The organism is Algoriphagus sanaruensis (assembly GCF_001593605.1).
In the GTDB taxonomy this organism is placed as follows: domain Bacteria; phylum Bacteroidota; class Bacteroidia; order Cytophagales; family Cyclobacteriaceae; genus Algoriphagus; species Algoriphagus sanaruensis.
In genome coordinates this window covers 412,762-430,440 of sequence record NZ_CP012836.1, presented here as the reverse complement: position 1 = coordinate 430,440, position 17,679 = coordinate 412,762, and the positions used below count along the sequence as shown (strand labels likewise).

General features: G+C 44.4%; 3 protein-coding genes. All 3 read left to right on the top strand.

Translation table 11 applies throughout. The features are described from left to right. Positions 1 to 301: 301 nt before the first annotated feature. The 3 genes from AO498_RS01875 to AO498_RS01865 are packed head-to-tail and all read left to right on the top strand — an operon-like array spanning position 302 to position 17,675. A complete protein-coding gene (locus AO498_RS01875) occupies positions 302 to 14,293 on the top strand; it encodes a DUF7507 domain-containing protein (RefSeq protein ID WP_067542974.1) in 13,992 nt (4,663 codons plus the stop codon). 11 nt (positions 14,294 to 14,304) lie between these two features. Beyond that, entirely contained in the window at positions 14,305 to 15,279 is a 975-nt protein-coding gene (locus AO498_RS01870; RefSeq protein ID WP_067542971.1) for a PorP/SprF family type IX secretion system membrane protein, read from the top strand. Between the two features lie 2 nt (positions 15,280 to 15,281). Then, on the top strand, positions 15,282 to 17,675 hold the full coding sequence (locus AO498_RS01865; protein WP_236778626.1) for an OmpA family protein: 2,394 nt from the start codon (positions 15,282 to 15,284) through the stop codon (positions 17,673 to 17,675). Positions 17,676 to 17,679: the final 4 nt, after the last annotated feature.

The following is a 17,679-nucleotide window of genomic DNA, read 5'->3' as shown; positions in this document are numbered from 1 at the left end:
AAAAATTTGACAAAAACACATTTTGAATCACCAAAAAATAATTTCACATTAAAAAAAATGCATTACAAATAAAAAAAGATTCAAAAAGACTTGGATATGAAATACATTAAAGTGTATTTTTATGGCAAATAAGTGACTTTGAATTGAAATCTGATTTTGAAATCAAAAAAAGTCAAAGAATCTGGATGGTCCTTTGAAAAAGATCGCTGAAATTTTTAAGCTAAAATTTTTCTAAAGGATTGAAAATGAGAAAAGTATAGAAACAGAATTACGAACTCGAAAAATTTTAAATTCTAAGAATATGGACAGGTTATCCAATAATCAATTTGCTCGAAGTTTTATGGGCAATGGATTTTTAAACCAACTGAAGCCTTTAAGATTTTATGGACTTCTAGTTTGGATCTTTTTGTTAATCGCAGTTCTTCCATCATTTGGTCAGACTGAAAATGATCTAAAGGCAGTTCAAGTTAAGCCTGACATTATTCCGGCCATTGATTTTAATGCCTTAAAATCTTCTTCTAATGCAAGGATGCTACGAACAACAGCTCCATTGAATGGAAGAGTCCAATCTGAAACAGAATTCTGTTCTGGTGGTGTCCCACCGCTAAGTTTTCAAAATCCAACCTATTTGGGAAATCCAAATGGTGGATCTGGAGCTAATCTAAATCCAGGGGCTAGTTATCGTTTTTCCAATGTGGTAACACTACCAGGAGGAACGGTTGTTGACGCGATTGTGACAATCGAAGACGAAGTCAGAAGTAAAATTTCAGCTTTTGATGATACCGATTCAGGTTATCCTACCGCACTTCAACCAATTTTGAGTGGCGATGGATCTACTAGACGTGATAATAATGGATGGGCAACTTTTAGATATGAGTTTGTTCTTTCTGGAACTAGTACTCCTGTAACTATCCCGAATTTTACAGCCTACTTGATTGATATCGATGGGGATAGCAATTTTCATGAGTTTCAAGCGGTCTCTGCTGGAAATGGAAGTTTAGGAAATATATCATTTGGAAATGGTGCTGAGGATAATTTGGATGAATTGAGTGAGCCAGCGCCCTTTGGCACCCGATATCAAGATAATACTGGAAGTTCAGCAGAAAGTGGAGGTAATCCGATTCCTACGAATGTTTTTGAACGTATAGTAAAAGTTGATTTTGTAAATATCCAAACCTTTAGATGGAGGTTTGGACTTCGCTATAGAAGAAGTGAAGCTCAAAATAGCCGATATTTTTCTTTTTATGTTTCTTGTATAGATGATTTCCAGGTTGGGGCCGCCGATTATGGCGATGCACCTGCAAGTTATGGAACTCCATCACATACCACGCCGTCAAACGTTTCTCCTTCAAATATCACTCCGAGGTTTGGAGCTATTGTCGATAGAGAAAATGGATCCTTTCCAAGTGTAAATGCGGATGGTGATGATTTGAATTCTGACGATCCTAGTTCAACCGAGGATGATGAGGATGGAATTTCATTTTCTGGATCTTTTGATGCCAATCAGAATAAGACAATCACTGTAAATACTCGTGGTACCGGACAGATAAATGCTTGGATAGATTGGAATAGAGATGGTGATTTTAATGATGCTGGAGAGCAGATAGTTACCAACCAAGCTGTCTCTGGTACATCCACGAATACTCAATTGCAAATTCCTGTTCCTTGTGACGCAGTTCCAGGTGACAGTTATATGCGTTTTAGAATTAATACTGCAGGAGGATTGGGTCCTGATGGTGGAGCTTTGAATGGTGAGGTCGAAGATTATAAAATTACCATTGCAAGTACAATTGTACCTATAACTTTTACGGATCAACCAGATCCCGCTACTTATTGTGTAAATCAAAACGCCGCTCCTTTAGAGGTTGTTGTTTCTGGAACAGGAACAAAAACTTATCAGTGGTATTCCAATACGACCAATTCCAACACTGGAGGAACTCTAATCAATGGTGCTACTAACTCTACTTATACTCCTTCTACTACTCAGATAGGAGAAACATGGTACTATGTAGTAGTCACTGGTAACTGTAGGTCAGCCACTTCTAATACTGCGAATATTACAGTGAATGCTTTGCCGACTATTGATCCTATCCAAGGTCAAGATGTCTGTGTAGGTGGGACTTCACAAATGGAAAGTGGAACTCTTGGTGGAATTTGGGGCACGACTACTCCAAATTTGATTTCTATTTCTGATGAAGGACTAGTTACTGGTATTGCGGTAGGTCAAGCTAATGTTACTTACACGGTAACTGAGAATAATTGTACCTCTACTGTAAATAAGACAGTTGTCGTAAATTCTTTAGCTGAAGCTCCCGAAGGCCTTTCGTTTTCAGTAGCCAAGAATTCAGGTAATTATGAATTTAAGGCAAATAAGAAAAATTCGAATAATACTTTAAGATGGTACGACTCTCCTGCTGGGGGTACACCATTAAATGGCACTCCAAGCATTAACAGTAATACACTTGGTACTTATAAAAAGTATGTAAGTGAAGTTAATGCAGCTGGATGTGAAAGCCCAATTGTAGAAGCGATGATTTTGGTGAGTGAAGGCCCGGATTTTCCTCCATGTGAGCCAGAAGATTTTAACTGCACCACCAACAATTTGAACTTCCCAGCAGTCTATCTAAGTGATGTAAACGGAAACAGAATTACTGGAACTTGTGAGGATGGAGTACAGCAAGATGTATACATAACTGTAGAAATTCAACAGAATTCCAATACAGCTCGGTATGAGACAAGACTTTTCGCCAAATTGTTTATTGGTGAATCTGCAACTCCAATTCAAATAAACTCATACATAGGGTTAATTGATGTTGGTGCGCAAGGTGTGGTTAAAAGAGTTATCCAAAAAATTGATGGTTGGCAATGTGGCGATGAATTGAGAATGACCAATATCCTTTTGGTGTGGTTGACAAATCCCAATTCTATTCCAGTAGATTGTGGTGACTACAACAAAGCTCAAAGTGAGTGCTTGGATGAAATCTTTGTTTCCGCTCCACTTTCAGCAGATATCGATTACACAAGTTGTTATGGAGATTCTGGTTATACTTTCTACTTTACCTCAGATGTAAATGGTGGTGTTTCTCCTTATACCTATGCATGGGACTTCAATAATGATGGTATCATTGATAATACTACAGCTAATCCTGTTCATACCTATAGTGATAATTCTGCATCACAAGTAAGATTGGTAGTAACTGATTCTCAGAATCCAGCTGTATCTGTAACAAGAATTGAGGATCTATCTTATCCTACGGCATTTGATGTGGAAACTGAAATCACTGCGCCTACTTGTTCTGTTGCAGTTGGTAGTATAACAGTAGGTCAAGTAAGTGGGGCTACCTATTCAATTGATGGTCAGAATTACCAAGAATCTAATACCTTTAATAATCTCACTCCTGGTCTATATACAGTTAGGGTTAAACTATCAAATGAATGTATTCGAACAGCTCAGGTTAGTGTGCCAGATCAACCTGTCACTCCTGGTTCGCCTACAACATCCTTAACTCAGCCAACTTGTGAAGTAGCTACAGGTGCAATAACAGTTTCAGCCCCAACAGGAAATAATTTTACATATTCTATTGATGGTGTTGACTATCAGGATTCCAATGTATTTAATAATCTTAATCCAGGTCAATACAGTGTCACAGTAAAATCAGCGGATGGATGTATAAGTTCTCCTGCTGTTGTTACCATCAATCCTCAGCCAGTACCTGTTGTATTGAATCCAGGAATTAATGGGGATTTAATCCTATGTGAAGGAGCATCCCCAACTGAATCCCAGTTATTTGCTGCCTTAGGAGGTTCTCCTGATACAGGAGGAATTTGGACCAATGTTGGTAATGTTTATACTTACACATTGTCATCTAATTCTCCTTGTCCGGTAGAAGCAACCGCCACAGTAACGGTGAGCTACCAGGATGGTCCTGATGCAGGAGGCAACGGAACGTTGACGCTATGCGAGGGCACTACCCCTACGGAATCAGAATTGTTTGCTGCGTTGACCGGCACCCCTGATGCAGGAGGAAGCTGGAGCAATGTTGGCAATGTGTATACTTATACTGTAGCAGCGACAGCACCATGTACAGAAGCGGCAACCGCCACAGTAACGGTGAGCTACCAGGATGGTCCTGATGCAGGAGGCAACGGAACGTTGACGCTATGCGAGGGCACTACCCCTACGGAATCAGAATTGTTTGCTGCGTTGACCGGCACCCCTGATGCAGGAGGAAGCTGGAGCAATGTTGGCAATGTGTATACCTACACTGTAGCAGCGACAGCACCATGTACAGAAGCGGCAACCGCAACAGTAACAGTGAGCTACCAGGATGGTCCTGATGCAGGAGGCAACGGAACGTTGACGCTATGCGAGGGTACCACCCCAACAGAATCAGAATTGTTTGCTGCGTTGACCGGCACCCCTGATGCAGGAGGAAGCTGGAGCAATGATGGCAATGTGTATACCTACACTGTAGCAGCGACAGCACCATGTACAGAAGCGGCAACCGCAACAGTAACAGTGAGCTACCAGGATGGTCCTGATGCAGGAGGCAACGGAACGTTGACGCTATGCGAGGGCACTACTCCTACGGAATCAGAATTGTTTGCTGCGTTGACCGGCACCCCTGATGCAGGAGGAAGCTGGAGCAATGATGGCAATGTGTATACCTACACTGTAGCAGCGACAGCACCATGTACAGAAGCTGCAACCGCCACAGTAACAGTGAGCTACCAGGATGGTCCTGATGCAGGAGACAACGGAACGTTGACGCTATGCGAGGGCACTACCCCTACGGAATCAGAATTGTTTGCTGCGTTGACCGGCACCCCTGATGCAGGAGGAAGCTGGAGCAATGATGGCAATGTGTATACCTACACTGTAGCAGCGACAGCACCATGTACAGAAGCGGCAACCGCAACAGTAACAGTGAGCTACCAGGATGGTCCTGATGCAGGAGGCAACGGAACGTTGACGCTATGCGAGGGCACTACCCCTACGGAATCAGAATTGTTTGCTGCGTTGACCGGCACCCCTGATGCAGGAGGAAGCTGGAGCAATGATGGCAATGTGTATACTTATACTGTAGCAGCGACAGCACCATGTACAGAAGCGGCAACCGCCACAGTAACGGTGAGCTACCAGGATGGTCCTGATGCAGGAGGCAACGGAACGTTGACCCTATGCGAGGGCACTACCCCTACGGAATCAGAATTGTTTGCTGCGTTGACCGGCACCCCTGATGCAGGAGGAAGCTGGAGCAATGATGGCAATGTGTATACCTACACTGTAGCAGCGACAGCACCATGTACAGAAGCGGCAACCGCCACAGTAACAGTGAGCTACCAGGATGGTCCTGATGCAGGAGGCAACGGAACGTTGACGCTATGCGAGGGCTCCACCCCAACGGAATCAGAATTGTTTGCTGCGTTGACCGGCACCCCTGATGCAGGAGGAAGCTGGAGCAATGATGGCAATGTGTATACCTACACTGTAGCAGCGACAGCACCATGTACAGAAGCGGCAACCGCTACAGTAACAGTGAGCTACCAGGATGGTCCTGATGCAGGAGGCAACGGAACGTTGACGCTATGCGAGGGTACCACCCCAACGGAATCAGAATTGTTTGCTGCGTTGACCGGCACTCCTGATGCAGGAGGAAGCTGGAGCAATGTTGGCAATGTGTATACTTATACTGTAGCAGCGACAGCACCATGTACAGAAGCGGCAACCGCCACAGTAACGGTGAGCTACCAGGATGGTCCTGATGCAGGAGGCAACGGAACGTTGACGCTATGCGAGGGCTCCACCCCAACAGAATCAGAATTGTTTGCTGCGTTGACCGGCACTCCTGATGCAGGAGGAAGCTGGAGCAATGTTGGCAATGTGTATACTTATACTGTAGCAGCGACAGCACCATGTACAGAAGCGGCAACCGCCACAGTAACGGTGAGCTACCAGGATGGTCCTGATGCAGGAGGCAACGGAACGTTGACGCTATGCGAGGGCACTACCCCTACGGAATCAGAATTGTTTGCTGCATTGACCGGCACCCCTGATGCAGGAGGAAGCTGGAGCAATGATGGCAATGTGTATACCTACACTGTAGCAGCGACAGCACCATGTACAGAAGCTGCAACCGCCACAGTAACAGTGAGCTACCAGGATGGTCCTGATGCAGGAGACAACGGAACGTTGACGCTATGCGAGGGCACTACCCCTACGGAATCAGAATTGTTTGCTGCGTTGACCGGCACCCCTGATGCAGGAGGAAGCTGGAGCAATGATGGCAATGTGTATACCTACACTGTAGCAGCGACAGCACCATGTACAGAAGCGGCAACCGCAACAGTAACAGTGAGCTACCAGGATGGTCCTGATGCAGGAGGCAACGGAACGTTGACGCTATGCGAGGGCACTACCCCTACGGAATCAGAATTGTTTGCTGCGTTGACCGGCACCCCTGATGCAGGAGGAAGCTGGAGCAATGATGGCAATGTGTATACTTATACTGTAGCAGCGACAGCACCATGTACAGAAGCGGCAACCGCCACAGTAACGGTGAGCTACCAGGATGGTCCTGATGCAGGAGGCAACGGAACGTTGACCCTATGCGAGGGCACTACCCCTACGGAATCAGAATTGTTTGCTGCGTTGACCGGCACCCCTGATGCAGGAGGAAGCTGGAGCAATGATGGCAATGTGTATACCTACACTGTAGCAGCGACAGCACCATGTACAGAAGCGGCAACCGCCACAGTAACAGTGAGCTACCAGGATGGTCCTGATGCAGGAGGCAACGGAACGTTGACGCTATGCGAGGGCTCCACCCCAACGGAATCAGAATTGTTTGCTGCGTTGACCGGCACCCCTGATGCAGGAGGAAGCTGGAGCAATGATGGCAATGTGTATACCTACACTGTAGCAGCGACAGCACCATGTACAGAAGCGGCAACCGCTACAGTAACAGTGAGCTACCAGGATGGTCCTGATGCAGGAGGCAACGGAACGTTGACGCTATGCGAGGGTACCACCCCAACGGAATCAGAATTGTTTGCTGCGTTGACCGGCACTCCTGATGCAGGAGGAAGCTGGAGCAATGTTGGCAATGTGTATACTTATACTGTAGCAGCGACAGCACCATGTACAGAAGCGGCAACCGCCACAGTAACGGTGAGCTACCAGGATGGTCCTGATGCAGGAGGCAACGGAACGTTGACGCTATGCGAGGGCACTACTCCTACGGAATCAGAATTGTTTGCTGCGTTGACCGGCACCCCTGATGCAGGAGGAAGCTGGAGCAATGTTGGCAATGTGTATACTTATACTGTAGCAGCGACAGCACCATGTACAGAAGCGGCAACCGCCACAGTAACAGTGAGCTACCAGGATGGTCCTGATGCAGGAGGCAACGGAACGTTGACGCTATGCGAGGGCACTACCCCTACGGAATCAGAATTGTTTGCTGCGTTGACCGGCACCCCTGATGCAGGAGGAAGCTGGAGCAATGATGGCAATGTGTATACCTACACTGTAGCAGCGACAGCACCATGTACAGAAGCGGCAACCGCCACAGTAACGGTGAGCTACCAGGATGGTCCTGATGCAGGAGGCAACGGAACGTTGACGCTATGCGAGGGCACTACCCCAACAGAATCAGAATTGTTTGCTGCGTTGACCGGCACTCCTGATGCAGGAGGAAGCTGGAGCAATGTTGGCAATGTGTATACTTATACTGTAGCAGCGACAGCACCATGTACAGAAGCGGCAACCGCCACAGTAACGGTGAGCTACCAGGATGGTCCTGATGCAGGAGGCAACGGAACGTTGACGCTATGCGAGGGCACTACTCCTACGGAATCAGAATTGTTTGCTGCGTTGACCGGCACCCCTGATGCAGGAGGAAGCTGGAGCAATGTTGGCAATGTGTATACTTATACTGTAGCAGCGACAGCACCATGTACAGAAGCGGCAACCGCCACAGTAACAGTGAGCTACCAGGATGGTCCTGATGCGGGAGGCAACGGAACGTTGACGCTATGCGAGGGCACTACCCCTACGGAATCAGAATTGTTTGCTGCGTTGACCGGCACCCCTGATGCAGGAGGAAGCTGGAGCAATGTTGGCAATGTGTATACTTATACTGTAGCAGCGACAGCACCATGTACAGAAGCGGCAACCGCCACAGTAACAGTGAGCTATTATGAAGTAGAAGCCCCGGTTTCTAAAGGAAATCAAACAGTCTGTGCAATAGATCCAGTTCAAGAATTAATTGCTGAAGTAACAGTAAATGAGAATGAAACAATCAGATGGTATTCATCTGTAGAAAGTTTGACGCCAATTCAAGGTCTTCCAACCTTAAATGAAATTGGCACTGTAACTTATTGGGCAGAGGCAGTATCTGAATTTGGCTGTGTAAGTAAGAGAACTCCGGTTACCTTAACTATAAATGATTGCTCACTTTCTATTGTAAAATCTGGAGAATTTGTAGATGAAAATTCTGATAACCTTGCAAATGAAGGTGAAACGATCAAGTATACATTCCTTGTAACCAATACAGGTAATGTTAAACTAACTGGAGTAACCGTTACCGATCCTATGGTGACAGTAAATGGCGGGCCAATTGATCTTGAAGTAGGAGAAGATAGCGGATTAACATTTACAGCTACTTATACCCTTACTCAGGATGATATTGATGCTGGAATAGTTAGAAATACGGCTACCGCTGATTCTAATGAAACTGGACCTTCAAGCGACGATGAAGAAACTATTTTGCCACAAGAGAAGGGCATCAATGTGACCAAGACATCCAGCTTGGAAGTAGACGGAGAATCAGACTGCTACGAAGTGATTGCTGGTGAAACAGTAATTACCTACACCTTCACAGTAACCAACACAGGAAACGTATCCTTGGGTGGAGTTGAAGTGACTGACGAGATGCCGAATCTTTCAGCGATCGAGTTTGTCGAAGGCGATTCTGATGAAGACGGAGAACTTGATGTAACCGAGACTTGGACTTACAAAGCTACCTATACGGTAACTCAGAAAGATGTTGATGCTGGAATGATCGAGAACTCAGTAGAGGTGACTACCAACGATGAGACGGTATCAGACACAGATAGCTTGACACTTACTCTATGTCAGGATAAGGGTATCAATGTGATCAAGACATCCAACTTGGAAGTAGATGGAGAATCAGACTGCTACGAAGTGATTGCTGGTGAGACAGTAATTACCTACACCTTCACAGTAACCAACACAGGAAACGTATCCTTGGGTGGAGTTGAAGTAACTGACGAGATGCCGAATCTTTCAGCGATCGAGTTTGTCGCAGGCGATTCTGATGAAGACGGAGAACTTGATGTAACCGAGACCTGGACATACAAAGCTACCTATACGGTAACTCAGGAGGATGTAGATGCTGGAATGATCGAGAACTCAGTAGAGGTGACTACCAATGATGAGACGGTATCAGACACGGATAGCTTGACACTTACTCTATGTCAGGATAAGGGCATCAATGTGACCAAGACATCCAGCTTGGAAGTAGACGGAGAATCAGACTGCTACGAAGTGATTGCTGGTGAAACAGTAATTACCTACACCTTCACAGTAACCAACACAGGAAACGTATCCTTGGGTGGAGTTGAAGTGACTGACGAGATGCCGAATCTTTCAGCGATCGAGTTTGTCGAAGGCGATTCTGATGAAGACGGAGAACTTGATGTAACCGAGACCTGGACATACAAAGCTACCTATACGGTAACTCAGAAAGATGTTGATGCTGGAATGATCGAGAACTCAGTAGAGGTGACTACCAATGATGAGACGGTATCAGACACGGATAGCTTGATACTTACTCTATGTCAAAATCAAAGTCTTGCAATCAATAAAACAGTGGCTTCGAATGCGGATGTTTTAGGTGGAGATTTGGTGTTCAATGTAACTGTTAAGAATACTGGAAATACTACTCTGTTTAACATCTATGTTGAAGACATTAAGACAGGCGATAATTGGATGATTACTGAATTGGCTCCAAATGCGGAGGATACAAGACAAGTAATTGTTGAAATATCCCAGGAGTTGATTGACGGTGGTTGTTATGAAAATACTGCAATCGCAGAAATTAGAGAATATTTTGGTGAACAGCTTCCAAGTGAAGGTTTAGAAGAGGATGCTTACGAAGTGATTCTAAGTGCGGAGCCAAGTACTGTAACAGAATGCTTTACACAGACTCCAGGCATCCAGATTGTGAAGACAGACAATGGAGCCGAGGTAGATGCAGCAGGTGATTTGATTACATACACCTTGACAGCGACCAACACTGGAAATGTAACCTTGACCAATGTGGTGATCACTGACCCATTGACTGGATATGAAGAAAACGTGGGAACGCTTAACCCAGGTCAGTCAGCAATCAGAACGACCAGCTACACAGTGACTCAGTCAGACGTGAACGCAGGCTTCGTGTTGAACACTGCCTTGACCACTGGTGACAGTCCTGACGGAAACGATCCAAGCGATGAGACTGAAGAGGAGACACCGATTCAGCGTAACCCATCGATCCAGATTGTGAAGACAGACAATGGAGCCGAGGTAGATGCAGCAGGTGATGTGATTACATACACCTTGACAGCGACCAACACTGGAAATGTAACCTTGACCAATGTGGTGATTACTGACCCATTGACTGGATATGAAGAAAACGTGGGAACGCTTAACCCAGGTCAGTCAGCAATCAGAACGACCAGCTACACAGTGACTCAGTCAGACGTGAACGCAGGCTTCGTATTGAACACTGCTTTGACCACTGGTGACAGCCCTGACGGAAACGATCCAAGCGATGAGACTGAAGAGGAGACACCGATTCAGCGTAACCCATCGATCCAGATTGTGAAGACAGACAATGGAGCCGAGGTAGATGCAGCAGGTGATGTGATTACATACACCTTGACAGCGACCAACACTGGAAATGTAACCTTGACCAATGTGGTGATTACTGACCCATTGACTGGATACGAAGAAAATGTGGGAACGCTTAACCCAGGTCAGTCAGCAATCAGAACGACCAGCTACACAGTGACTCAGTCAGACGTGAACGCAGGCTTCGTGTTGAACACTGCTTTGGCAACTGGTGACAGCCCTGACGGAAACGATCCAAGCGATGAAACTGAAGAGGAGACACCGATTCAGCGTAACCCATCGATCCAGATTGTGAAGACAGACAATGGAGCCGAGGTAGATGCAGCAGGTGATGTGATTACATACACCTTGATAGCGACCAACACTGGAAATGTAACCTTGACCAATGTGGTGATCACTGACCCATTGACTGGATATGAAGAAAACGTGGGAACGCTTAACCCAGGTCAGTCAGCAATCAGAACGACCAGCTACACAGTGACTCAGTCAGACGTGAACGCAGGCTTCGTGTTGAACACTGCCTTGACCACTGGTGACAGCCCTGACGGAAACGATCCAAGCGATGAAACTGAAGAGGAGACACCGATTCAGCGTAACCCATCGATCCAGATTGTGAAGACAGACAATGGAGCCGAGGTAGATGCAGCAGGTGATGTGATTACATACACCTTGACAGCGACCAACACTGGAAATGTAACCTTGACCAATGTGGTGATTACTGACCCATTGACTGGATATGAAGAAAACGTGGGAACGCTTAACCCAGGTCAGTCAGCAATCAGAACGACCAGCTACACAGTGACTCAGTCAGACGTGAACGCAGGCTTCGTATTGAACACTGCTTTGACCACTGGTGACAGCCCTGACGGAAACGATCCAAGCGATGAGACTGAAGAGGAGACACCGATTCAGCGTAACCCATCGATCCAGATTGTGAAGACAGACAATGGAGCCGAGGTAGATGCAGCAGGTGATGTGATTACATACACCTTGACAGCGACCAACACTGGAAATGTAACCTTGACCAATGTGGTGATTACTGACCCATTGACTGGATATGAAGAAAACGTGGGAACGCTTAACCCAGGTCAGTCAGCAATCAGAACGACCAGCTACACAGTGACTCAGTCAGACGTGAACGCAGGCTTCGTATTGAACACTGCTTTGACCACTGGTGACAGCCCTGACGGTGATGATCCTTCCGACGAGGTTGAAGTTGAGACTCCAATTGCTAGAAGGACAGATATTCAGATTACTAAAGTAGCGGATGTAGAAGGTGTGCAAGATGAAGGCGAAGTAATCAACTATACCATTACTGTAACCAACATTGGAAATATCACACTTACCAGTGTATCTGTCGAAGATCCGAAGACTGGACTTTCTGAGGTAATAGATGTACTTGAGCCAGGTCAGGCAGTTTCATTCGAGACGAGCTATATAGTAACCATCGATGATGTTGCTGCTCAAGAAACAATTGTAAACGTGGCAACTGCTACCTACACTGATCCTGTGACAGAGGAAGAAAGAAGCGAAGAGGCTGAGGAGTTGGTTGAAATTCTTTGTATGGACAGAACTCTGATCACTGGTACAATATTCAATGATATGACCGGTGAGCCATTGGTAGGGGTTCCGGTAACGTTGATTCCTCAAGGCAGTACTCCTGGAACTATCAAGATCGTAGTAACTGGTGCAGATGGTAGATACTCCTTTAAGGACTTCCCTGCTGGTAGTTATTTGCTACAAGTTCAAGATGCAAATCTTAACGCAACAAGAGGCCTTTATCCAGTTGCAAGTTCATTGTTCTTCACAGATATCGAGGTGTGTATCTATCAAACCAAAAACTTCGGTTATGGAACCTACGATGGTCCAGTGTTAGGAGATTTTGTATGGTACGATCTCAACGGTGATGGTATCCAAAATGAATGGTTTGATGCCAACAATGACGGTCAAGTAACTCAGAATCCTATCCAAGGTCAAGCAATTGACATCAGCGAATGGGAGTGGTTTGATCTCAACGGAGATGGTAGATATGATGGTCCTGAAAACGAAGGTGAATTGAACAAGGCCGGCTTCGGTAATGCTCAAAGCGCTAACATTAAAGTGACTGGGCCAAACGGATTTGAAAATGATGTGATTGTGGGAATCCTCGGCTACTGGAGAACCCGTCCTGAAGCTGGATTTGGTGACTATACTGCAACTCTCACAATCGATGAATTCCTGGATACAGAAGCTCAGCGAATGAGAGGTACTGGTTTGGTCAAAGTTCTTCCTGATGCTGGCGCCCGAATTATGGGTATTAATGCCAGCAGAACTGAGGTGAGATGCGGAGTGACCACTGGCAATGAAATCACTCGCACAGTCATTAGTGATCAATTAGTATTCCTTGATATGGATTTTGGAATCAGATGTCTGGATGTTGAAGTTGAAATCATCGCTAATAATGATGACTTTGGAGCTCACTTCATCAGCTTCGGTGGTGTCATAGGAAATATCCTAGACAATGATCTCCTTGAAGGTCAGCGTCCTGATCCAGATGATGTTGACTTCGAATTCACTGAGCTTGACGGAATCATCGGTCTCTTGATCGACGAAAATGGCGAACTCAGCCTAATCCCAGGTGTGAATGAAGTAAGAAGTTACACTCTAGGTTATACCTTAAGAGAAACCCTCTTCCCTGATAATAGTGACGATGCTACAGTAGTCTTTAGAATATTGAACGACAACGTTGACCTTTCTGTAACCAAGACCAGTTTTGGTGCTGAGATCTACGAAGGCGACGAATTTGAATATGAAATTGTAGTTCGAAATATCGGAGGAACGCCTGCATCTGGAGTGACCATTGTTGATAACCTACCTGCAAGTCTAACTTATTTGAGTTCAAGAGTGGCAAGCGTAAGTGATTCACAAATTCAGGTCGGTGCGCCTACAGTAAGTGGTTCCACAATTACTTGGAATGTACCATTCATACCTGCAGATGGGGTGGTAACTATTCGAATTACAGTAAAAGCAGGTAATGCTGGTTCGATCCAAAATGTGGTGGTGGTTGATTCTGAAGAAGATGATACTAATGATGCAAATAATTCCGCTACTGATGTGAATCAAGTACTGCCATTTAGAATCCCGAATGTGATCACTCCAAATAATGATGGGGACAATGATACCTTCGAGATCAAAGGCCTAGGGAAATTTGCAAGTAGCGAGATCGTCATCTTCAACAGATATGGAGACCACGTCCTCGAAAAGAAAAATTACCAAAATGATTGGAATGCGCCGGGACAAGTAGCTGGTACTTACTATTACGTCTTGAAGTTGACCGATCAATCAGGTAAGGTACACGAGTACACAGGATGGATTCAGGTAATTAAAGAATAACCTCAGAAATTATGAAAACGACTTTTAAAATCATTGGAATGACTCTTTTGGTGGCCTTTATGGCCACCAGAGAGACTTTTGGCCAGCAACTTCCTCAGTTCAGCCAATACATATTCAATGGGCTCCATGTTAATCCAGGATATGCAGGTTACAAGGGAGAACCCTATCTTCAGTCAACCTATCGTTCCCAATGGGTAAGGTTTCCCGGTTCTCCGGAGACCTTCACTGTAACAGCTGACCTAAGTGCGAATGAGGGTACCATGGGATTTGGAATATCTTTACTATCAGATAATCTTGGTCCAGCTCGTACTACAAGTGGTCTCCTTACTTATGCTTATAGAATCCAAACTGGTGCTAGAAGCCATTTAGGTCTAGGAGTTAGTGCTGGATTTTCAGAATACGTGATTGACGGAAGTGAGTTGGATCCCAATGATCGTCCAGATATCCTTCTACCAGAAGGTAGAGTTAACTTGTTTACTCCTAACCTTAATTCTGGATTATTCTTCCACACTCCAAGATTCTATGCTGGATTCAGTGTTTACAACATGATCGGTAAAAAAGCATTGGAGAGAGAAGATATCGCTTTGGCCTATCATGACTTTCATTATTATTTGACGGCTGGCGCATTAATTCCACTTTCTGATAATATTCAATTCAAGCCAAGTTTCTTGATTAAAGAGGTTAAAGGCGCTCCGACTAACTACGATATCAATGGGATGTTTTTGTTTTTCGAACGAATCTGGATTGGTGGATCGTATCGATCCAACATGAAAATTTGGAACGACAACCTAGAAGCTAACCTGTCGAATAGAAATGCGGTAGCAGCTGTGCTTGAGATTTTTGCCACCGATAGATTACGAATAGGATATGCATATGATCATAACCTTAACGTATTGCAGGATTACCGATCCAATTCTCATGAATTCTCGATTGGGTATTATATGATTCCGCGTACTGCTAAAATGAAAAACCAAAGATGGTTCTGATTATGAAAAATCTACTAAAAATATTCAGCCTCGCTTCCCTAGTGATTCTTGGAGTAACTAGCGGAGTTTATGCGCAGAAATCGAAGGTTCGATATGCAGACGAGCAGATGGTTCTCATGAATTACAAGCATGCCATCGATGTTTATAAAGAGGCTTATGCTAAAAAACCAAATTTTGAAACTGCAGTCAAAATTGCAAAAGCTTATGATCAAGTAAGGGATTATGACCAAGCTTATACTTGGTGGAAAACAGTTGCTGGATACCAAGAGGCAACTCAGGAAGAGTTCATGCAACTATTGCATGCAGGGCATTTGACTGAACAAGTTCAGGATGCAAAATCTACCATTCAGGCAAAGGGTTTTGATCCTAGCACAATTGATTCTTGGAATTCTTTCTCTGGAAAATCTGTAAGAAATCTGAAGGTTACTGCAATTGATGATCTTAATTCTACAGAGTCTGATTTCTCTCTTGCTCCTGGCATGGGCGGTGCTATGTACTTTGTGTCTGATAGAGGCGGATCAATGCCTAGTAAAATGCCAGCAATAAGAATAGATGGAAGAAATAAATATTTCTCTGATGAGAAAAGTGATTACACTGACCGAGGTTATTTTAATGTTTACATGAAAAATAATGAGGGACAAGTTTCTGAAGTTATTTCGAACGTACCCGGAACGATGAATTTTTCAGATCCTAGCTATGCGAGTCAGAAAAATCTTTTGTTCTATTCAGTTACTAGATCCATCAAAAAGGTAAAAAGACAGGATAACATTACCGTTCAACCTGAAATTTACTTCAGTAAAGTTGGTCCAGACGGTAAGTTGGAAGGATTCACAGCGTTTCCATTCAATGACTCATTAAAATATGCCGTCATGCATCCTTTTGTTGACGAAGAAGCAAAACGTCTGTATTTTGTTTCAGACATGCCCGGTGGGCAAGGAGGATATGATATTTACTATTCTGAATTTGATGATGAACTGAATTTTCAACAGCCAGTAAATCTTGGTACTTCTGTAAATACGTCAGGTAATGAGACTCACCCATTTAGAAAAGGATCTAAATTTTACTTTTCATCTGATGGACATAAGGGAATGGGTGGATTAGATATTTTTGAAGCTAGCTATTCTCCTACTTCTGTATCGGGTGTGACCAATATGGGTGCACCAGTCAACTCTCTTGCAGACGACTTCGCTTACAGGGAAGACAAAGACAAGACAGTTTATCTTTCTTCCAATCGTAAAGGTGGAATGGGTCTTGACGACTTATACATGGCAAAAGAAATGTATAAGCAATTCTTAGCCAGAGTTTTGGATTGTAATGGTGACGTGATTACAGATTCATACTTAGCTACTTTCAGAGATAAGACACGTGGAATCATGGTTCCAACAGCTAGAAATCCAAAGGGAGAGTTGACTGCTCAACTTGAACCAGATAGTGATTTTGGAATTAGCATTTCCAAGCCTGGTTATTTTACCTTAACTGATGAAAATATCACTACCAAAGGTTTTGAAGGTGATACACTCAAAAAGGAATATAAACTAGTTCCTATTCCTTATCAGCTTCCTGTGCATGTGGACATTGTTTATTATGATCTTGACAAATTTGTCATTCGGAAAGATGCAATGCCTGCCTTGGATAAACTTGCTGATTTGATGAAAAAGTACTCCTTCTTGGACTTGCTTGTTGCTTCCCATACAGATTCAAGAGCTTCCGATGAATACAACATCACTCTATCTAACAATCGAGCTAAAGCTGTTACAGAATATTTGGGAGCAAAAGGAATAAGTGCTGATCGAGTTCGCCTAGAATGGTTTGGTGAAAGTCAATTGATCAATGATTGCGGAAATGGCAAACCATGTTCTGAAGAAAACCATCAATTGAATAGAAGATCTGAACTTGTCCTTGAGGCCTTCCCAGATCCTACTAAGCAGTATGATATTCCACAAGAGCTTAAGGACATGGATTTCTGCCAGCCTGAAGACTTGTTCAATAAGATTCAGGAAGAGATTAATGATATTCCAACGATCTATTTTGATTTTGATAAATCAATGTTGCGTTCGGTACATAAGCAGGAGCTTGAGCGAACTGCGGCTATGTTGAAGCGACTTCCTACTTTGATGCTTTACATCGAAGGTCATACTGACCAAAGAGGAACAGACGACTACAATGAAAAACTTTCTGAGCGCAGAGCTAAGGTAGTTATGGATTACCTTAACAATCGTGGTATTGAGCAAAACAGACTAGAATACAAGTGGTTTGGAGAGACTCGTCCTATTCATGATTGCAATGACGTAACTTGTACTCCTGCCATGCATCAGTTGAATAGAAGAACTGAGCTAAGAATCGGTAAGCTTTCGTTTGGCTATACTGGTCGTCAGAAAAAAGTGGATACTATGTAATTTT